Source organism: Porphyromonas endodontalis, from assembly GCF_052173515.1.
Lineage (GTDB): Bacteria > Bacteroidota > Bacteroidia > Bacteroidales > Porphyromonadaceae > Porphyromonas > Porphyromonas endodontalis_A.
In genome coordinates, this window is sequence record NZ_JBQMYL010000004.1 from 14,018 (window position 1) to 35,726 (window position 21,709).

At 45.6% G+C, this 21,709-nt stretch carries 14 protein-coding genes; 8 read left to right on the top strand and 6 right to left on the bottom strand.

What is annotated here, in order from left to right; translation table 11 throughout:
- Nucleotides 1-261: 261 nt before the first annotated feature.
- From ACTTHR_RS02780 to ACTTHR_RS02805, 6 genes are all read left to right on the top strand, one after another.
- Nucleotides 262-843, top strand: coding sequence for a hypothetical protein (locus ACTTHR_RS02780; RefSeq protein ID WP_442605110.1), 582 nt, complete (start codon nucleotides 262-264; stop codon nucleotides 841-843).
- A gap of 259 nt (nucleotides 844-1,102) precedes the next feature.
- Nucleotides 1,103-1,957: a deoxyribonuclease IV gene (gene nfo / locus ACTTHR_RS02785; RefSeq protein ID WP_276772634.1), complete on the top strand. Its 855-nt coding sequence runs from the start codon at nucleotides 1,103-1,105 to the stop codon at nucleotides 1,955-1,957.
- A 23-nt stretch (nucleotides 1,958-1,980) separates the two neighbouring features.
- The gene (locus tag ACTTHR_RS02790; protein ID WP_442605111.1) at nucleotides 1,981-3,420 is read left to right on the top strand and encodes a hypothetical protein; all 1,440 of its coding nucleotides are present in this window, start codon (nucleotides 1,981-1,983) and stop codon (nucleotides 3,418-3,420) included.
- Nucleotides 3,421-3,458: 38 nt separating this feature from the next.
- Nucleotides 3,459-8,363: a translocation/assembly module TamB domain-containing protein gene (locus ACTTHR_RS02795; protein ID WP_442605112.1), complete on the top strand. Its 4,905-nt coding sequence runs from the start codon at nucleotides 3,459-3,461 to the stop codon at nucleotides 8,361-8,363.
- The gene (gene tamL / locus ACTTHR_RS02800) at nucleotides 8,347-10,665 is read left to right on the top strand and encodes a translocation and assembly module lipoprotein TamL (protein WP_442605113.1); all 2,319 of its coding nucleotides are present in this window, start codon (nucleotides 8,347-8,349) and stop codon (nucleotides 10,663-10,665) included. Before ACTTHR_RS02795 ends, tamL begins: the two co-directional genes overlap by 17 nt.
- 13 nt (nucleotides 10,666-10,678) lie before the next feature.
- The gene (locus ACTTHR_RS02805; RefSeq protein WP_442605114.1) at nucleotides 10,679-11,659 is read left to right on the top strand and encodes a glycosyltransferase family 2 protein; all 981 of its coding nucleotides are present in this window, start codon (nucleotides 10,679-10,681) and stop codon (nucleotides 11,657-11,659) included.
- 126 nt (nucleotides 11,660-11,785) lie between these two features.
- Here ACTTHR_RS02805 and ACTTHR_RS02810 read toward each other — a convergent pair whose 3' ends face one another.
- The gene (locus tag ACTTHR_RS02810) at nucleotides 11,786-12,205 is read right to left on the bottom strand and encodes a 5-fold beta-flower protein (protein ID WP_442605115.1); all 420 of its coding nucleotides are present in this window, start codon (nucleotides 12,203-12,205) and stop codon (nucleotides 11,786-11,788) included.
- A 181-nt stretch (nucleotides 12,206-12,386) separates the two neighbouring features.
- Here ACTTHR_RS02810 and ACTTHR_RS02815 point away from each other — a divergent pair, with 181 nt between their 5' ends.
- Complete coding sequence (locus tag ACTTHR_RS02815; RefSeq protein ID WP_004334051.1) at nucleotides 12,387-13,094, top strand: peroxiredoxin; 708 nt, start codon at nucleotides 12,387-12,389, stop codon at nucleotides 13,092-13,094.
- A gap of 269 nt (nucleotides 13,095-13,363) precedes the next feature.
- Here ACTTHR_RS02815 and ACTTHR_RS02820 read toward each other — a convergent pair whose 3' ends face one another.
- The 5 genes from ACTTHR_RS02820 to ACTTHR_RS02840 all read right to left on the bottom strand — a co-directional run bounded on the left by ACTTHR_RS02820 (nucleotide 13,364) and on the right by ACTTHR_RS02840 (nucleotide 20,429).
- Nucleotides 13,364-15,523, bottom strand: a complete 2,160-nt coding sequence (locus tag ACTTHR_RS02820) for an elongation factor G (protein WP_442605116.1) — start codon at nucleotides 15,521-15,523, stop codon at nucleotides 13,364-13,366.
- A 332-nt stretch (nucleotides 15,524-15,855) separates the two neighbouring features.
- The gene (locus ACTTHR_RS02825) at nucleotides 15,856-17,184 is read right to left on the bottom strand and encodes a VWA-like domain-containing protein (protein ID WP_442605117.1); all 1,329 of its coding nucleotides are present in this window, start codon (nucleotides 17,182-17,184) and stop codon (nucleotides 15,856-15,858) included.
- Nucleotides 17,181-18,248 (bottom strand): AAA family ATPase, encoded by a 1,068-nt coding sequence (locus ACTTHR_RS02830; RefSeq protein ID WP_314942427.1) that lies wholly within the window; start codon nucleotides 18,246-18,248, stop codon nucleotides 17,181-17,183. The genes ACTTHR_RS02825 and ACTTHR_RS02830 overlap by 4 nt, the downstream gene beginning before the upstream one ends.
- Before the next feature lie 32 nt (nucleotides 18,249-18,280).
- Complete coding sequence (locus ACTTHR_RS02835) at nucleotides 18,281-19,051, bottom strand: hypothetical protein (protein ID WP_442605118.1); 771 nt, start codon at nucleotides 19,049-19,051, stop codon at nucleotides 18,281-18,283.
- 352 nt (nucleotides 19,052-19,403) lie between these two features.
- Nucleotides 19,404-20,429 carry a hypothetical protein gene (locus ACTTHR_RS02840; RefSeq protein ID WP_442605119.1) on the bottom strand — a complete coding sequence of 342 codons (1,026 nt, stop codon included), beginning with the start codon at nucleotides 20,427-20,429 and terminating at the stop codon, nucleotides 19,404-19,406.
- A 358-nt stretch (nucleotides 20,430-20,787) separates the two neighbouring features.
- Here ACTTHR_RS02840 and dapA point away from each other — a divergent pair, with 358 nt between their 5' ends.
- Nucleotides 20,788-21,699 (top strand): 4-hydroxy-tetrahydrodipicolinate synthase, encoded by a 912-nt coding sequence (gene dapA, locus ACTTHR_RS02845; RefSeq protein WP_442605120.1) that lies wholly within the window; start codon nucleotides 20,788-20,790, stop codon nucleotides 21,697-21,699.
- Nucleotides 21,700-21,709 lie beyond the last annotated feature (10 nt).

Sequence of the window (21,709 nt, forward strand, 5' to 3'; positions counted from 1 at the left end):
AGGGTCCCTTGCTATCTTCACCTAGGCCCAAAAGAAGAGACGTACAGAACCTAAAGGGATCTAGACTCTACACCTCTTTTTCAGAGAGACTTAATGTTGGCAATATCTCCACGGGATATTTGCTGAGCAATCCGTGGTTTTCCTCTCTTCCAACATCTGTAACATGGTGCTAATAAATAGAGAAGAATAGAAAATTTTATTGGTCAGAATAATACTTTTTTCTATATTTGCCATCAACAAACACACTAACAGTAAATGGATATGCGTAGAACTTACTTTGCAATTCTTGGAGTATTTATTTCCCTACTCCCCCTTGTTTCGGGATGCCGATTCTTTTCCTCCCCGAAATACGACATTGACAAGGATTCGCTCTTCTTCAGTGCAATGCCCCCTCGCACAGAGAATGGTGCCAACATTGTAGCCTTTGAGTTCGATGGAGAACCCTACGTCTTCCCTAAAGAGGGAATGCGCCAAAGTTTCTTCATGGCTCCACCCTGGACATCTAAGATTTCGGTGAGAAAAGAAAAGGATACCATAGAACGAGTATTTACGTGGCATGTGAGTAGACGTAATAAAAAATACAATGCTAGCACATCCTATATCCACATTTATCTGTCCGAAGAAAACTTGCATCAAGAAACTTTCAAGGTAAAAGGAGAACTAGGATTGGGAGCATGGGACTCCGAGAGTGAGGGTATAACCTTTGAGATTACAACACATATACCCTCAAGAGGGCTAATCTGTGGACGATTCTCCGGAGTCTTGAAAGAAGGAGGGGGTGTAGGAACTGATGTCCCTAAAAAGGTTGAGAATGGATTCTTTGACCTCAAATACACTTTCTAACAAAGCTCATTCAAGCAATAAAGAGATGCAAGCTATACTAGATCCCTTCTATAAACTAGGTAGTATCGAAGTGGCAAAGGAGGATGATCTAAGTCTTGGTTCTCACCCTTCATTTCTACACAAGACTTAGACGAAATAGAAGAATAAAGGGTATATTTGCACAAGGGAAGCGTACTTTACTCTTCCCTTGTATTGCTATTTCTCCGGAATAAGAAATAGAACACTTATACGAACAAGCAGATTAGAGAGCTCTTCTCTTATGAAGACAAACAATAAGTATATCGGAGCACATGTCAGTGCTACGGGAGGCGTGGAAAATGCTGTACGCAACGCCCATGCCATAGGGGCTAAGGCCTTTGCCCTATTTACACGTAATCAACGCCAATGGAAGTCCGCACCTCTCCCTCAAAAGAGTATCGACTTATTCCAAGAGCTAATGACCGAGTTTGGCTTCAAACCCGAGCATATTCTTCCTCACGATAGCTACCTTATCAACATGGGGAATCCCGATAAAGAGATGCGCCAGAAGAGCATTGATGCCTTTATCGACGAGATGAGTCGTTGTGAGCAGTTGGGGCTCAAGCTCCTCAATTTCCACCCTGGGAGCCACCTTAAAGCCATTGACGAAGAGGGATGTCTCCAGCTTATTGCCGATGGGGTAAATCAGGCACTTAGCGTAACCCATGGCGTAAAAGCTGTATTAGAGAATACCGCGGGACAAGGGACGAACCTTGGGTTTCGTTTTGAGCACCTCGCCTATATTATCGATCGCATAGAAGATAAAAGTCGAATTGGCGTTTGCATTGATACAGCCCACACTCTCGCCGCAGGGTATGAGATCCGTACAGCCGAGAGTTATCAAGCCATGTGGAGCGAGTTCGATCGTATCATTGGCTATTCATACTTATCGGGGATGCACCTAAACGACTCGAAAAAAGAGCTCGGTACTCGTGTGGATAGGCACGACAGCGTAGGAAAAGGCACCATGGGAATGGAGCTATTCCATCTCGTAATGAACGATCCTCACCTAGACAATATCCCCATCATCTTGGAGACTCCCGACGAATCTCTATGGGCTCAAGAGATCGCTCAACTCTACTCTTTTATCAAATAGTCACCCCTCTAGAATAACGCTTTATGCGCCTTACTCGTTACATTTTCCCACTCGTATCGGCATTCCTTTTACTCATCACGTCGGCATGCCACTCGTACAAACCGCAAACACTTCTCTCCACTATCCCTCAGGATGTAGACTATCTTGCCTACCTTCATCTGGAGAAGTTGTCCAAATTAGTCAGCGATGAGGCGTTGGGCTACCATATTGAGCCAAGAGATAAGGAATGCCTAAAAAATTTGGGCAAGTACGTAGCTTGGAAAGAGATCTTGGCTTACGGAGCAGGCGACGACCTATACATCACCCTACACGTAAAGAATGCCGATGCTCTCCTTACTAACCTTAGAGACTATGCAGACTCTATCAGCTCCGAAAACGGACTGAACTACGCCTATCTCAACGGTTGGAACGTTGCCTTTAGTGAGAAGCAGATTTGGATAAGCCAACAAGGCTTCTTCACCTCTCTCTTTGAGCGCAGCCAAGATCTAGTGGTGGGTAAAGGGGAATCCGCTGCAGATATTGCAGGAATAAAAGACCTCTTGCAGCAAGACTTTGGTCTATACCTCAATCTCTTCCACACACAAGAGCAGATAGAGAGTGTATCTTGGCTAGCAGCATTAGCTCCAGACCTACAAGAGAAAGTACGCAATACACACTTAATGGTCAACGGCAGCTTCAAAGAGAAAGAACTAAAGCTCAACTATAAACTCGTAAACAACGAAGGAGATATTATAAACGATGAGTATAATATCTCTCAGAAGGTAGACAAGGAGATCCTCAACTACCTTGCAGATGATTGCGACCTCGTTGTCCTACAAGGATTAGAGGGCAAAGGACTAGTCCAACTTTTTAGCAAAATAGACAACAAAGCCAATACCAAAGAATGGAAAACCATCTTGGGAGCTTTAGACGGCACAATTGCCTTCTCAGCCTCCTTTGCTCCTAATGGCGCCTACAACACAGAGAATTGGTCTCTCGTAGCTCAAGTGAAAAAAGGAGAGGAAACTCCATCCATGGTAGCACTACTGGAAGTATTAGGGGTGGATCCCAAGCAATGTAAAAGACTAGGAGATGACTATATCGTCACCCATCCCCGATATGGAGAGTTTTATGTCGGGGCACGCAAACGTATTATATTCGCAGCTTCTCGCCCTGTAAATAAGTTCACTCCTTCGTTTGAGAGTCGCCCGATCACTCGTGCCATACAATCCGGTGTGGGTAATATATTACTCGACATTCCCTCCGATGGTTACCTCAGCCAATCTATCGCAGAAAGACATAACTACCGCTTTGAGGGGTACGTAGCCCTTCGAGCCGAGAGCCTCGGTGCCGGTAAGCTAGTCCTACACAACGATGGAGAAAAAGAGGGAAATATCCTCAATGGTATACTCAAGGCATTGCGTCCCATCCCCGTAGACGAAGCAAAAATTTTGGTGCAAGAAGAGGCTCTCAAACACGAATAAAGACTCTTTTTGTAGTACTTTTGCTTCGGTAATTTGTGATGGAAAAGGAGATCAAAGAGGTAACTCCCATAGCCGAAACCCCTGAAAGAGCTGATGCTCAAGTAGTTTCCAACGAAAATCCACAACCCCTCAAAAACAAAAGGAGTAAGTGGAAGCGTGTCGTTGTAGCCCTACTTCTAGCTCCTTTTGCCCTCATTTTTCTTCTTATTTCTCTGCTATATCTACCTCCGGTACAGCGTGGAATTGCGAGATTTGCTGAGCAACAAGTAAAGAAGAAAACAGGCATTGATCTAACTATTGGCGACCTGGGACTTCGTTTCCCCCTCACCCTCTCCCTGAGAGATATAAGAGCTATTAGCCCTGAGGGAGATACCCTGGTAGCTCTATCAAGGTTAGACACAGATATTCCCCTATTTCCCCTCTTCAATGGTCAGATAGAAACGCCTAGACTCCAAGCCGAGGGGGTCTCGTTTTGCATCCCGGACTCGGCACGTACCATGATTATAGGAGGGGGAGCACAGCACCTAGAAGTAGCAGCCGTAGCCGTTAATCTAAGCCAACAAACCGTAGATGCAGGGGCTCTGTTGCTAAAAGATGGAGGTTTCTCATTATATAGTGTAGATACGGTCAAAAATCCCAATCCCACCCCCGTAAAGTGGAAAATTGCTATTGATCGTATTGACCTACAAAGGGCAAAAGTAGATCTCACGATGCCTTTTGATAGCCTCTATGTACGAGCCGATATCGACAAAGGAACCATGGAGGGATTCTCTTACGATATAGAAGCACTACGCCTAGAGGCTAACCGAGTATCACTCCGTGCAAAGTCGGGGAGCTATGCAAGAGATGCCCGTCTTCCTAGTACGCCCTATGTAGACTACACCCATCTCTTTGGGTACGATATGGAGGTAGATGGGACTAATCTTGTGCAACAAAAAACACTCCTTATGGCAGAGGTATCGCATCTGTCACTTCGAGAGCACTCGGGAGCACGCATCAACGATGTATCGGGATCCTTTTTTATGCAAGACGGACTTATCGAACTCGAAGAGATGCAACTCACGACTCCTTATAGTAGGGCAGATGGATCTTTGAGGATTCCTCTGTCCATATTTATAGCGAAAGACACTACCGCAATACTACGTGCTGACCTCCGAACCCAACTCCATCCCAAAGATATTTTCTACTTTACAACAATAGATACACATAAGCTACTGGGCAAGCAAGCGAGTCTATTGGATACTCCCATAGCACTTGAGCTAAAAGCAGAAGGAACAACAGAAGACCTCACCCTCTCACGTGCCTATGCATCGCTTCCTCAGATGCTATCCTTAGAGCTAGAAGGTAATTTACAACATATACTTTCACCCAAGCAACTTAAGGGGAGTATTGATTTCGACCTCAAAACGAACTCTCAAGCCTATCGCTTACTCTCCTTTCTTGATAGCTCCACAGCACAACGTATTGCCATCCCCTCAGGCTCTCGCCTTCGTGGGAAAACGCGTATCACCCCTAATAGTTATGCCTTAGATGCGCTGCTCACCACAGCCCATGATGGGATGGTAACCCTCAAGGGAGCGTTCTCTCCAAAGACTATGCAGTATAGAGCAGATACGGAGGTCAAAAACCTAAATATATCTGCTTTCTTACCCCATGATTCTATTGGGATTGTAGATCTCAACTTGCATGCTATGGGCAACGGATTTAATTTCTTGTCCACACGCACCATTGCCGAGTTACAACTCAACCTGCATCATCTCTCGTACAAGCAATTCGATCTCGATAGTGTAGACCTTGTTGCCACAATGCACAAGGGAGAGTTCCAAGCCCATACCAAGAGCCTAAATCAAGGGGCTTTGCTATCCTTTGATTTGGCAGGAGCTATGCAACAAGGATCCTTAGCGGGAACTATCCACGCCCAAATAGATACAGTTGCACTGCATACAATTGGCATTTCGGATACACCCTTAGCATTTGGAGTGGGATTACAAGGGAACTTCTCTACCAATTTGAGTGACCGGCACTCTATCCAACTAGTAGCTCGCGATCTTTTTGTCCATCTAGACGATGGCCGGTACGGCTACGACTCCCTCTCTCTGCGAGCCCTAATATCCCCAGATACAACAACAGCCTCTTTTGTTGCGGGAGACCTATATCTCGATGCCTATATAGGGGCAGGGATGTCCACCCTAGGCAGCACAAGTCAGCAAATAACGGAGTATATCCCCCAGCTTCTCTCAGATTCCATACAACCAGAGGCTCTATCCAAGATGCTCGACCTCTTACCTCCTATAGGTATAGAGCTTGTAATGGGGCAACAAAACCCTATTAGCAATATCTTACGAGAGACCAAAACTTACTTCTCGAGTGCTAATGTGATGCTCACCAATACTCCTAGAGAGGGATTGGACTTAGAAGCAACCATACAAGACCTCAGACAAGATACACTCCGCATAGATAACGTATATGCGAGTATCACCTCAGAGACAGGGCACAGCCGTACCACCCTATCGGAGAGTGTGTATCAATCTCTCAAGGGATTTACATGGAGCGATGCGCAACCTATTCGTTACGATCAGGTTGCCAATACTCGAGAAGGAGCAGAAAAATATCTACGTTTGGATCTCCGTGTCAACAAGAAAAAGTATCGTGCACAACCGCCCTTTTCTGTTTACCTCCATGCCATAAGCGACCTAAGGACTCTCGACCTTGATGCAAACTACACAGGCCTAGGGCAAGGAGATTATGCGCTAAGTGCGATTCTGTTTAAGAATGCCAATGGAATTGGGATAAGTTTCAAAGACAAACCCATTGTGCTAGCCGGCTATCGACTGCATGCAAACCCTCAGAACGCTCTCTTCTACAACTTTGGGAATTCTAACGTCCACTCTTCTCTACAACTACGTAGCGACAATAATGCGGAATTGTCTCTAACCTCTCAAGAAAACGATGCTTCTCCTTTTAGTTCTCTCTATTTGAACATAAGCCAGCTAGAGCTAAGAGACATCAATCACTTCTTCGGGATGGAGAGCCTTGAGGGGAATACATTCGCAGATATAACTATTGAACGCGACCCTAAAACCGGAATTCCGAGTGCTACTGGAGATGTTTCTATCAACAACTTAGGCTACGACAAAACCAATATCGGCCATATTGGTATGGCTCTCTTCTACGAACCACGAGATAATAGCTCGCATTACGTTACTACTCAGGTCAACTATAATGGGAAGTTAGCCTTCTCAGCAGAGGGAACTTATAGCCCTCGCAACGAAGCGTCTCCTATTGATATGACAGCCAATGTTGCAGGATTCCCACTGTCTCTTGCCAATCCTTTTATCGGAGCTAAAAACGCGGCTCTTGATGGAACAATAGATGGCTCTCTCTCCATCAGAGGTACCACTAACAATATGCTTTTCAATGGTCTAATTACCCCTCACGAAGCATCGTTTTTCCTTCCTTTGGTGGGGAATAAGTTTGCCATTGATACCCCTCCCATCAAATTCCACGACAGTAAGCTAATCTTCGAAGACGTCAATCTGCGTGCACAGGGCAAGAAACAGTCCTTTAGCATCAATGGTTATCTTACTCTACTTGGTAGACAAGCCCTCACAACCGACCTCCAAATCGTTGGAAACGAGGTAGAGCTTATCGATAGCAAAGCAAGTAGAGGACAAATGCTCTATGGTAAGTTACTAACGAGTGGAAACATAAATGTGAAGGGGCATATAACCCATCCCAAGGTAAGAGGGAAGTTGGATGTCCTTGGTGGAACTAACATAACCTACGTTTATAGCCAAGCAGAAGCAAAGGCTACTGATAAGCTCGCCGGAGTTGTCGAATTTACAGACTTTACAGATACTCTCAGTAGGGCCGATGACGAGGCACGCAATAAAGTCTCGCTTGGAGGCATGGATGTAGTATTGGATCTGCATATAGATCCGGCAGTGCGAGTAGGTGTAGACTTATCGGCAGACCACCAAGATCATGTGTACGTACAAGGAGGAGGAGACTTCCGTTTTACCTATCCTCCTTATGGGGAAATGAGCCTAATGGGGCAGTATAATCTCTCGGGGGGTGGTGATGTTCGCTATGCCTTCCCCGTTGTAGGACGGAAGATATTTGCCATCGATCCCAGTAGCAATATCTCATGGAGCGGCAATGTAATGAATCCGCATATAGACTTCAAGGCAACACAACGAGTACGCGCCAGTGTAGTAGAAGGAGGGAAGCCTCGTAATGTGAACTTCGATGTACAGATTGTTGCCAAAGACCAACTAGAGAATATAAATCTGGCATTTGACGTTTCCGCACCTGAGGATCTTGGCATACAAGGGCAACTCTCTTCTATGAGTGCAGAGGAGCGAGGGAAACAAGCTGTAGGCCTTATGGTAAGCGGTACCTTCCTGGCTTCAGAGTCTAGTAAAACCACTCCTCAACAGTTACTTAGCGGGCTAGCAGTGAGCGAACTCAATAGCCTTACAGGTAAGGTATTAGAAGGGACAGACTTTAATGTAGGGATGGAATTACACGATGCTGCCGAGGCTGGATCTGCCTACACAGACTACACCTATAGCTTTAGCAAGCGGCTCTTCAACGATCGTCTTAGTGTAACCATCGGGGGTAAGGTAAGCACAGGGAAGATCCCCACCAACCATGAGCAAACCTTTATTGACAACTTCAATTTGGAGTATCGCCTAGACAAAGCCGGATCCATGTACCTCAAGGGCTTCCACAAACGCAATAGTGACAACCTCATTGAGGGGCTGGTAACAGAGACCGGTCTCGGCTTTATCATACGTAAGAAGTTTAGTCGTTTGGTAGATATTTTCCGAAAACAAATGCCTTCTATTCCCCCTAATGGCAAAGCACAAGAGCAGAATACTCTTATAGCACCAGCCCCAAAGGAATCAGAAAAACCGGTTAGCCATGACGAAGAGAAGTAACTATACACCTCTACTTGCCGAGGGTAGTTTTGTACTGCTAATTCTACTCCTACTGAGTGCTTGCTCCATCACTGCCCACCTCCCGGAGGGTGAGCAACTCTACATCGGTATAGGGAAAACTCAAATCATCAATCAAGATCATAGCAAACAAGGCAAGGAAGCTATTGAGGCAGCAAAAAAGGAGATAAGCGTTCCTCCCAATGATTCTTTTTTGGGGTCAGCTCGCTATCGATTCCCCATCCACCTTGGACTCTGGGTGTACAATAGCTATCAAGACGATAGTACTTTCCTGGGGAAAAAAATCTACAAGATGTTTGCATCAGAGCCTATTCTACTCAACAATGTAAGCCCCCAAATACGCTCTAGATTAGCACAGAACGTACTGCGCGAACATGGTTATTTCGATGCTATTGTTAGAGATAGTATTGCCCTAGAACCCAAAGACTCTCTGCAAGCTCGGGTACACTACACAATAGATATGGGACTGCCCTACCAACTAGGGAGTATACAATACTTGAGCGACAGTGCTTTTGTTGCTAAGTCTCACCTTGATCATGCCGCCATCTCCACTCTGCACAAAGGGGACCAATTCAACTTGAATAAGATACTAGAGGATAGAGAAATTGTCAGTTCCCATCTACGCAACAATGGTTACTACTACTATACACCCGAAGCTCTGGTATATCGCATTGATACAGCCATTGCACCCCAATTAATTGATATGCGCATTGGCTTTAAAGATGGACTTGAGCCACGGAGCTTAGTACCTTGGAAAATTGGCAAAGTAACCTTTGATATTGGGATCTCTCCATCCTCTCCCGTACGAGACTCCACACTCATTGATAGTATCAAACTAAGGTATAACGAAACACGCACTACCCGCCTTTCTGTACTTGGTAAGCGTGTGTTCTTACGCCCCGGGAGTCTATATTCTCAGCTCAATGAGCAGAATACACGACAGGCCTTAGCTCGCTTGGGAGCCTTCTCTGCTACAGATCTGTCTTTTTCCATTGCGGATAGTAATCTACACATCCTCAACCTCCACATCACCTCTACTCCGGATAAAACATGGGATGCCACTCTTGAGGGTGCCATAAGGTTCAAAAGCAATGGTTTTAAAGGCCCCGGCTTGCGAGCCTCGGTAGCTAAACGTAATATCTTTGGAGGAGGGGAACAATTGTCCGCTTCCCTCTATGGTTCGTATGAGAATGCGAGTAAAACAGGCTCTCTCTTGCATAGTTACGAATTTGGATCTGACCTAAGCCTATCAGCTCCGTCCATCCTTTTCCCGGGGTTAAGTAGCCTCTTGCTCACGTTCCCAACCAACAGCGATATTACCCTATCTGCCTCCATAGTCAACCGGGCTCGCTACTTCAGAATGGCCTCTTTGGGGGCTTCTGCCAATTACCTTTTCAACCCCAAAGAACATCATAAACATCGCTTTACAGCACTGCGTCTTCAATACAATTTCTTAAGCCATCGATCCGAAGAGTTCAATCGTATTTTGGCAGAAAATACAACTCTGGGACTTAGTCTCAAAAGCCAATTTATTCCTCAAATAGGTTACACCTACACCTATGACGATATCATAGAAGATCGTGGTTCGCACCATGTTTGGTTAGAGCTGTTTGTATCCGAGGCCGGCAATATTACTAATGCCATACAGTCTTTTGGGAAAAAGAAATACAACGAAACAAAGAAACTCCTTGGAGTGCCCTATGCACAATTCGTTAAGCTCATGGGCGATCTTCACTACACCTACACGATCAATCCTAACCAAACCATTGCTACACGCTTCTCTACGGGAGCCATCTTTAGCTATGGCAATAGTAGTGTAGCTCCCTATAGCGAGCAATTCTATGTTGGGGGAGCCAACAGTATTCGCGCTTTTACCGTGCGGAGTATTGGGCCGGGGAGCTACCAACCCAAGAGCGATAAATACTCATTTATCGACCAATCGGGAGACTTCAAACTAGAGATGAACATGGAGTGGCGTTTCCGACTTATCAAAGCACTACAAGGAGCTATATTTTTTGATGCTGGGAATATTTGGTTACTTAATAAGGATACGAACCGTCCTGGAGGCTCCCTACAAGAACTAACCTCATTCAAGCAGTTCATCAATCAGATTGCACTCGGATCTGGCTTTGGTATTCGCTATGATTTGGGGTACTTTGTAATCCGTGGCGATGTAGGTATTGGCTTGCACGTTCCCTACGATACAGGTGTTTCTAGCTACTACAATATACCCGACTTTTGGAAAAGTGTGGACTTCCACTTAGCTATCGGGTACCCATTCTAAAAGAAAATCCATCATGCCTGCTCCCCTATTTTCACTTATAATCCCCGTATACAACGTAGCTCTCTATGTACAAGAGTGTCTTGAGAGTTGCTTTACCCAGAGCCTAATTGCTCCGGAGGAGTATGAGGTAATTGTTGTAGACGATGGATCCAAAGACGAGAGTATAAGTCTTGCACAACCCATTATAGCCAAACACCCGAATGCTCGTATTATACACCAAGAGAATCGGGGTCTTAGTGAAGCTCGAAACGCAGGATTTAGGGCTGCTACTGGTCGATATGTATGGTTTATAGACTCTGACGACTTCATTACCCCGGGGATACTAAAGCAACTAAAGTCTTTTTTAGAAGAGGCAAACAATCCGGATATGGTTTCGCTTTCTTCCCGACTTTTCGGAGAAGGATATATACGTACCCTTGAGTTACATCCCAAGTTTACAGAGCCGATGAGTGGGCTAGAACTCCTCGATAGCGGACAACAGATTATCCCCGTGGCTCTCCACCTCTATAAACGTAATTTCCTCCTATCAAATCAGCTAACATTCTATCCTCGTATCTACCATGAGGATGAAGAATTTAGTCCTAGAGCTCTCTATTTTGCAAGAGAAGTTGCCTTCTTCCAAGGCGTAGCCTACCACTATAGACAACGCCCCAACTCCATTATGCACTCAACTAATCTCAAACGGCCCCGAGACTTAGCCATCATCGTGCAACGCCTTCTGGCATTCTCCAAAGATCATCCATCTCAAGGGCTCAATCAAGTTATTGCCCGACTTCTCCTGAGTACAATAGTACTGTATCGGGAGATGAAATGCACTAGAGAGCCAATTGCATTCCTACGTAAAGCAAGGAAAAACAAAGCATTAGTTCGAATTCTTTCTCAACATCCGGATAAGAGATTCCGCCATCTAAGCTGGGCTATACGAGTTCTTCCTTCCTCTCTCTCTTGGCATACTTATCTATTGTACAATAGGCTTACAAAAGACCGAAACTAAATACTTCTCTTTAGTATAGACTCTGAATGAGATGGGTCTAGTACCAACAATTTTGCGTCATAACGACATCGCCCACCCCCAATACAAATGAAAGGGAGTGGGCGAGTTTTTTTAGGGATGACCTACCTAGAATCTAAAGAATATGACTACAGCAGCCCATTCCTTTTTCACACCGGAAGCTCTCCCGATAGAGCGATTCTGTCTATCTCGTACGGTGCCGTCACTTTCGATTTTACCTATTTGGCTATTACGATCATCACGCACAGTACCATCCCTTTCTACTTTACCCATGGTACGCCCTTGCCCATCGCGGATAGTGCCATCACTTCCAATTTTACCAACAGAACGTCCCTGTCCATCGCGGATTGTACCATCACTATCAATCTTTCCTACGGAACGATTACTCCGATCACGGAGGGTACCATTCGAATCTACAGAGGTAACTTGCTCTCCATTGGCATTATAAATGTTTTGAGCATGACTCAGATGCACACTGGCAAGCACGGTGCAGAGAACTGTGAGAATAACAAAGAATTGTCTCTTCATTCTTTCATTGATTAGAGGGTTAATTATCTAAATACGGAGCCCTTACCAACGCGAAATCTCGTGGTAGATAGACTCCCTCTATACAAAGATAGAAAAAAGCATTTGATATCAGTAGCCCATCATTCTACCTTTGCACTAGAGAAATAATAATAAAACAATCAACTAAAACAATAAACGTATGATGGAACAGAATCAAACAATTACAATGCCTCGCCTTGGCGAAGCTGCACCCGCTTTTACAGCCGTTACCACTCAAGGTGTAATCAACTTCCCCTCCGACTATAAGGGTCAATGGAAGATTCTTTTTAGCCACCCGGCCGATTTTACTCCCGTATGTACTTCTGAGTTTATGACCTTTGGGCATCTTGCTGCCGATTTCGAGGCTCTCAATTGTCAACTCGTAGGACTATCTGTAGATGGATTGCAGAGCCACATTGCTTGGCTTCGTACCATAGAAGAGAAGATTGATTGGCACGGATATAAAAACATAGAAATAAAGTTCCCTCTCGTAGTAGACGTTTCTATGGAGGTAGCTCACAAGTATGGTATGATACAACCCGGTGAAAGCAGTACTGCTGCAGTGCGTGCCGTCTTCTTCGTTGACCCCGAAGACAAGATCCGTACGATCATGTACTACCCTCTCTCTCTCGGGCGTAATTTCGATGAAATCAAGCGTGTACTTATTGGGCTACAGACCGTTGATAACTTTGGGGTAGCACTCCCTGCCGACTGGCGTCCCGGAGACGAAGCAATCGTACCCCCGGCTACCACTTGCCGCGTAGCTAGTGAACGTGCTTCGGGTAAAGAAGCTAATCTCCACTGCTACGACTGGTTCTTCTGCACAAAGCAAATCAGCAAAGAAGAAGTAGAAGAAAAGCTAGGTAAATAAGTTACTTTTACCTATCTTTGCTCTTAGGATAGTAATCTAGGGAGTCTCCTGCTTAGGGGAATAGGTCAAAGTGAAGTAATCAGAAAGATCTGAGGAATCTTCCCATCGAATCTAGAACCAAAGCTTGAGTGCTCCCTTCTTTTGAGGGTAAATTCCTCAACACATTTACTTGCCTATCCTCCCAACTCTCAACTTACTTATACTAATAACAAGGGCTGCACTTTCAAACTGAAAAGTGCAGCCCCATCTTTTTATAAAGCCCTAGAGGGTTAATCTTCCGCCTCTTGCTCCTCGGCGTACGACTTCAATAGTTTTTCTTGTAGCTCAGTAGGAACGAGTTCATAACTTGCAAACTTCATCATAAAAGAAGCACGTCCTCCCGAGAGGGAACTAAGAGCCGTACTATAATTCATCAATTCTTTCAAGGGAACCTTAGCCAAAAGTTGTTCATAACCTTTCTTACTATTCATCCCCATGATGACGGCTCGCCGACCCTGCAAATCGCTCATTACGTCCCCGATATAATCCGCAGGCACGGATACCTCAACATCGTAGATCGGTTCCAAAATCTTGGGAGCAGCTTCACGAAATGCCGCACTAAAGGCATTACGCCCTGCGAGCATAAATGAAACTTCATTGCTATCTACGGGGTGCATCTTACCATCATAGACAATAACGACTACATCGCGAGCATAAGAGCCGGTGAGCGGTCCACGCTCCATTCTTTCCATAATCCCCTTGAGGATAGCAGGCATAAAGCGCGTATCGATGGCACCTCCTACCACGCTATTAATAAAGACAAGTTTACCACCCCAAGCAAGAGGAATCTCTTGACGGTCTCTTACGGTAATCTTAAATTCTTGCCCTCCAAATTTGTACACTTCAGGGATATTTTCTCCCTCTACATAGGGTTGGATAATAAGATGAACTTCTCCAAATTGACCGGCACCCCCAGACTGCTTTTTGTGACGATAGTCCGCCCGAGCAGCCTTAGTAATGGTCTCGCGATAGGGAATGCGAGGCTCACTAAACTCCGTAAGAATCTTATCGTTGTGTTCCAATCTCCACTTGAGGGTGCGCAGATGGAACTCTCCTTGACCATACACAATAGTCTGGCGCAATTCCTTGCTTTGCTCCACAATCCAAGTAGGATCTTCCTCCATCATTCGGTGGAGTGCTTCGCTCATTTTCTCAGCATCGGCACTATTTACCGGCTTTATAGCCCGCATAAACTTGGGTGCGGGATATTCGATAGCAGGATATTGCCAAGTGCAATCCTTTTCGTTTAGGGTATTACCGCGACGTACATCCTTTAGTTTTACGGTAGCACCGATATCTCCGGCAGCAAGTTCGTCCACCTTAGTACGCGTCTGACCTGCCACTACAAATAGTTGTCCCAAACGCTCTTTACTCCCTCTTGTTATATTGATGAGATCGCATCCTTCTCGTACAGTACCCGACATCACTTTGAAGTAAGAAACTTCGCCGATATGGGGTTCGACAGTGGTTTTGAAGAAGTAAAGACTGATGGGACCGGAGGGATTAGGAGCCACCTCTTCGGCTTCGGTAGTTATAGGATTGGGCATCTCGGTCACGTGCGGTGCAACGTCTCCCAAAAATTCCATCGTACGACGCACACACATATCTTTGGCAGCCGACACACAGAAGACAGGATACATATCTCCCAAAACAATACCTTTGCGCATCCCTTCTACGATCTCTTCTTCGGAGAGACTCCCCTGCTCAAAGAAGTGATCCATAAGGGTTTCTTCGTGCTCCGCAGCACTCTCTATAAGTTGCTGGCGCATCTCTTCTGCCGTAGCTCGCTCGCTATCGGGGATCTCTAACACTTGAGGTTTCCCACCTTCGGCTCCCCATTGGTACATCTTCATGCGAAGAAGATCCACCACTTGGTTAAAAGAGGGTCCACAAGTAACGGGGTATTGAGTTACCACTACCTTAGATCCGTAACGCTCTCGCAACTGAGCGATGCTCATTTGGAAGTCAGCTTTCTCGTGATCAAGCTGGTTTACAATAAAAATAGCAGGTTTATGAAGTCGCTCTATATGGCGAAATTGATTGATCAGCCCCACCTCTACCCCATACTGGGCATTGACTACCATAAGACAGCAATCTGCAATATTAAGAGCCGATACAGCGCCACCGGCAAAATCGTCACTCCCGGGGCAATCGATAAAATTGAGTTTGCGCTCTGCCCACTCAACACTAAAAACAGTAGAAAAAACAGTATAGCCATACTCCTTTTCTACTGGGAAATAATCGCACACGGTATTGCCTGAGGCAATGTCTCCACGACGTTTTATCACACCACTCTCGAAGAGCATAGCTTCTGCGAGAGTGGTTTTTCCTGCGCCGGAACTTCCCAAAAGTGAGATGTTCCTAATCTCTTCTGTTTTGTACGATCTCATGATAAAGGAACCTTTTTAAATGTTATACTTCTACTTACCCTAGAGCAAAAGACTGCTAAACAGAGTATTTCTCTACGGCGGTGGGAAGTTACAAAGAAAAATACAAATGGCAATATAAAAATGAAGAACAAAAGGCAATTTGCAGCTGAATACTCTATTTTACTATCATTTGTCAGAGCATAGAGGGTAATAGACTTGGTGCAATATAAATGCTACAGACAGCCAGATTATAGAAAAACCCTCCTCTATCCCATTAGCTTTATAGAGGGGAGTTACACTATTTCCTGAGGAAAAAAGGAAGCTTCAGAGAGGGGCTACTATGAGTACAACGACTAGGCTCGGATATAGAGCTTTGGAGCCCCCTCAAAGCGTTTATAAGCTGCTAAAGAACTTAAAATCCAGAGCAACTTACGGCGAGTACGCACTTGTGGCAAGGGGGCATACCCATCTGTGAATATAATGAGTCCATCGTACTCTGTGTGCTCTTCGAAGTACCGGATGAGAGGATCAAAGTTTGTACCTCCGCGTGCCATTACCTTGATACTCTTGCGCACTCGGAACATCTCTTGTACAGGAAGGCGCAATTCACTATCAAACTGCACCACCTCTATATGCTCTATGCCCTGAGTAAAGAAATGGTTAATCACGCTCAGAAAATTTTGAATATCGTCATTGGCAATAGAGCCACTTACATCCACCCCAACCAGCAATCGGGTTGTATAGGGGTGTCGAATGCCCATTTGCATGAAACCATATCGACGACTAGGCTTCATGCGACTAAGTACAACTTTATTGGATAGAATGCCGGTACGAAACTGGGCGAGCTGACGACGAATATTGACCTTGGCAAAAATAGAAGTCTCCAGAAGTTGCTGTAGCTCACGCGATAGAGTGCCCCACGTTTTTGTATTACGAGCCTTCTCAATGAGTTTTTCTATCGTTTCGTTTTGCAATTCATCTTCCTCCCACAGGGCAGAACGCTCCTCCCACTCCTCGGCATGCATCTGCAACTCACGCGCTACATCGTGCTTTTGAGAAGGCTCTCCCTCAGAAGAAGTGGCAGTTGTAGAAGAAGAAAGCCCTTCGCTCTCACCACTGGCCAAACCATCGGCCCCGTCTCGAACGCTTCCTTTGGCTCTTCCGCCCTCGGGGCTACGCTCGCCGGCACCCCCATTCACGCCTTGTTTCTTTTGAGAGGTCTCCCCCTGCTCTAGCCCCCCACGCTGAGTTTTCTTTTCTTCTTTAGAAGAGGAGTTTTGCGGAGGGATAAGTGCATCTACCATCGAATAATACTCCTCAAAACTACGGTTAGGAGGCAACTTCATCATGGTACGTGTGGCCATTGTCTCATTCGCATCGTAGTACTCGGCAATAGTCATATCACTGGCTATTGCTAAGCAGAATGGACGATGATTAAGCGGTTGCCGCTGGTAAGGGTGACGAAGTAATATCCGTACGACTTCGATACGCAGACGCTTGGCTATATACCCTTCTGAGCGATTGGAGAGCTTCTCTGTATTGTATTCTATGCGCCCTTTCCCCACACGCATTTCCACCTTTAGGTCAAGGTTTTCTACCAATTCGTGGGAACAAAGAGTGTCAAAAAGGAGTGGCTCGGCAAGGAACCACTCGTCAGAGATATGCCGCAAAAGCTCTTTCATAACTGCCTCAGGTAGTCTGTCATGAGCGTATAGATGGAGGGTAGCTTGGTCATGATAGTAAGATTTGCATTCGGATAAGTAGCCGACGAAAAGTTATTGATAAGGTGCATCAGAGCCTCTCTTTGGTCATTTTTGTCAAGCCAAAGGATGTACTTCTCCAGATTGGTACCCACTAATTCAATCTCTTCCTCCGGATAACCACGAGCCTCTAAACAGCGGAATAGGTTATCATTGACAAGAGCCAATTGGGGTAATTTCATTGTCTTAAGCCTCTTTTTTACCTCTCCGAAGTGCAGTAGGAGGTCGGCTCCACTCACTACAGAAGTCTCACTAAGCGACTCCGCCAATCGGGCAGCGGCCTTTACCCCTACAATGCCGCTAATCAGTTTAAGAGTAAGATCATCTACCTCCTCCAGACCTTTCATGATATCGGAGACACGCTCCCAAGCTCGGCGATCGGCACACTTATCAATAGAATCAGCATTTATATTGAACGGAGCATCTAGGGCATCTTGATTGTTTTCAATAAAGTGAATAACCCGCTCATCTAGCTCTTGTTCCTCAGCCCAAAGCAACCACTCCGCAACGGTGGGGCGGAAGAAATAAACATTGAATCGGGATACAAGTGCAGGGTCAAGCTCCGTAATTTGGTATTCGGCTCCGTCATTGACCGCAGAGATAACACGAGACCCCTCGGGCAACCGACGGCCAGCCAGCATTCGATTGAGTGCTAGATCCATCACCGATTGGAGCATCTCCGGGCGCGCTCTATTTAGCTCATCCAAGAAGAGAACGATAGGCTTATCTCCTTTTGGGAACCAATAGGGAGGCATAAACTCAGTGCGCCCTGTTTCTGTATTTAGATGCGGCAAACCTATCAAGTCTCCGGGGTCGCTCATTTGCCCCAAGAAGAGGGTAATTACCTCTATTCCCTTAGCTCGGAAAAACTCTGAAATGATACGAGATTTACCAATGCCGTGGACGCCCACCAACATGATATTATGATGGGCTGGTGTTTTCTCTAAGATGCTTTGTAACTGCTTATTATTGATGGTGATAGCCATACCTATATTGTATTGTTTTTTTGCCAATGTGGTCAATTAGTGGAAGTCCAAACCTGCTTATTTCCATAGGTTTTGAGGGAAGCCTCGGGATACTCTTGAGCTACAAGAGACTGCATCGCCGAGAGTGACTTCTGCGCATTACAGCGGCTTAAGAAGCCCGGGAGCTGCTGCAATTGTGTCATATAAGAGGTGGGAGAGAGTACAAGGGTGAGCATCTTTTTGCGCCGCAAACGGAAAGAAAGAAGAGCTTGCCCGGCCGAGATCTGCAAATGGTAGGGATGCTCCGATGGAGCTAGCAAACTCTCCACCACCCTCTCGATACTGCCTAAGAATAGGGTACGGATCTTTTCTTCTCGAGCACACTCCACAACAAGAGAGTCTAGAGACTCTGAGAGATGCATCAAGGCTTCTCGCTCCTCAAATAAAAGGGTGAGTAGGGGCTCTATACAGGGAATATTTTTACTACTCAATCCATAGCCCGGCTTCTGTGCCGCCCTGTCGTATTGGAGCCTTAAGTAAAAGGGATCGAGGCGTTTGGAGCGAGAGGCTCCTACCATACGGACATACTCGTTACGTGCCACCTTATTAAAAAGGACGTAGAGGGAGATATTATGATAAGAGATACGCAACCCACTACGGATAGGATACCAAAGGAAAGAGAAGCGGGTACCATCGGGCAACTCCTCCACGGCGAGCCCCAACAGGAGACAACGATCTCTGAGTTGCTGGATGTAATCTGAGGCTAAAGTGCGATAAGCTGCAGCTCCACAATGAAAGAGTTTCTGCTGAGTACTTGTCTCCAAAAAGGTAGTGGATAGCCAATCTTTTAGGGACAATTGGACCCGACTACATAAATCTAACTCTGTAACTTCATCCATTTTTATAACGTTTATCCATAAGGACTCTAGATAGAGAACAAAGGGTAAAGCCAGTTGTTCACAAGCAATAGCAATCCCCCTGGCAAAGTTACAAAGCAAGCTACAATAAGAGAAAGGATATAGCCAAATCTCTTTAGAAAAGAGAGAGGGAGGCCACCCATCAACTAGAGAAAAGAAAAAACACCCTAAGCCAAGAGAAGAATCTCTCTTTGCCTAGGGTATAAATTAGGAAATACACCTCGTCTCAGAAGTGTCTATGACTTATCTCTCTATGCCCCTACCTATACAATGTGGCTTTGCCATCAAGCACGACTACAAAAGGAGACGATGTGGTGAAATAAGCGAGCGGAGCGGAGAAAGAGTCGGTAAAAGAGGTTTCGGGCAGAAGACGCACCCCATCAAGCGAATAAACGGAGAGGCGATGCGACTTGCCATCCCTCAAATTCACACTCAGCACCCCCTCTTTCATATGTATGCTTGCCGGGGCACTCTCCACATTGTCTAAAGCGGTTGGTTCCGAAGAAATCACTACCCTCCAAGTAAAATCAGCAGGCTGGTTGCTAAGCGCATGCTGCACCCCTTTCGCATCTGTATACCCTAGTAAATACTGAGGCTTAGATCCGGTCATCGTTTTGTTTGTATAAAAGGGAGAATCTTCTAAGGTGCCAATCCCCTCTACCCATACAAGAGACATGTAAGCATTCGAAGGTGAGTAATGGATATTTGTATAGGAAATATTAGGGTAATTATAGCCTTCTCGAGTAGTATTTGAGTGGGATTGAGAAGGATACTCATAGCTAAAATAGTAGACTCTTCTATTCTCTCCTGCGATCAGTTTGGTCTCGATGGACTCTAGAGTAAACTCTTCGTAAAAAGCCTCATTCTCAGGGGAGCCTCCCATACCTATGTATTTGTCTCCCGGCTTGATAGCATAATCGAAGAGTACAAATTCCCTATCCGTACTTTTTTGGTAGAGGTAAACTTTAGTTCCCTCCTCACGGGCATAGAAGTCCACGCGCTCTGTTCCTTTGGTCGTAACAACGTGGAAGTATTCTTTGCCATTAAAGGATTCTTTTCCCTGTACACCGTACTGATAGTTCTCTCCTTCATTTACCCAATGGTAATACCCCGGCTCCCACTCTCTTTTGATGTTCTTTACGGAAACGCTCCACTTTGCACCCTCTGCAAACATGGGAATAGGCGAAGACGGCTCCTCTTGAGAGGCTGTACTCTGACCAAATAGCTCTAGAGGGAGCAACAGTGCCGTAAGTAGTAGTAATGAATGAAATAGCTGCTTCATCATAATTCCATTTAGTAATTAATCTATATCTACACTCTATAATTCAATGTACAACAACATCCAAATATACCTCTCTCTAAAGGGGGGTAGAAATGTTTTTCGCCCTAAAGATATAAGTTTTTTTTGGATAGCAATACCTATTTACACACTTATAACACATCTATCTTGTAGGGCGAGAAAGAAGTGCTCGATTTCACAAAGGAGAAAGGCAATATCAACGCCCCTAAGGAGAAGACTCTACCTCGAAAAGAATGAAGCAATACCGCTTATTTCTGAAAGGAGTAAGTGAAACATCCAAGCGAAAAGCGTATTTTTGCCTATGGATTTGAATGATCGCAGATTAAAGTAACACTTTATTCCTATGGTATACTCCCCTTTCCCTCCCGCTCAATTTATGGGACTTGGTGTAGCCCTCGTCACTCCATTTCTCGTTGATGGACAAGTAGACTACCAATCTCTCGGGGCTATTGTTCGCAATATCGTAGCCTCAAAGGCAGATTTTATTGTGGTTTTCGGTACCACAGGGGAGTCCCCCGTTGTTACTCGCGAAGAGGTGGAAAAAGTACTCTCCGCCGTACGCAGAGAGGCTGGGCCCAACTACCCCATTGTCTTAGGGCTTGGGGATAATTCTACCCAACGACTCATAGAACGACTCTCTCTTGCCAATAGCTACGATATACAGGGGATTCTGAGTGTTGTTCCCTACTATAACAAGCCATCTCAAGAGGGGATTTATCAGCATTTTTCCGCTGCAGCACAAACCAGCGACAAACCCATTATTCTATACAATATACGGGGCAGAACGGGCGTGGACATGGACCCCGATACCGTGCTTCGGCTACGTAATAACTTCCCAGATAAGATTGTCGCCATCAAGGAAGCCTCGGGGATAGAAGATCGTGTAACCAAACTAGCCAGCCTCCTAGACCCAGCCTTTACGATCCTATCCGGAGACGACCATAGCACCCTCGAATTGATCCATCAAGGAGCCAATGGAGCTATATCAGTGGTAGCCAATGCCTACCCAGCTTGGACAAAAGAACTTATCGATCTGGCAGGAAGTGAACGTGCTGTAGAGATCGATAATGCCTTTGCCGCTTGCTATCGACTTCTTTTTGAGGAGGGGAATCCGGCAGGGATCAAAGAGTGGCTCTACAAGATGCAACTCATCAATACCCCTACACTGCGCCTCCCTCTGACTCGGGTCTCCGATAAGCTCTCCCAAAAGATGGAGCAGTCTATCGACACGCTGATGAAGCTAGGAGCACACTAACCTACGCCCC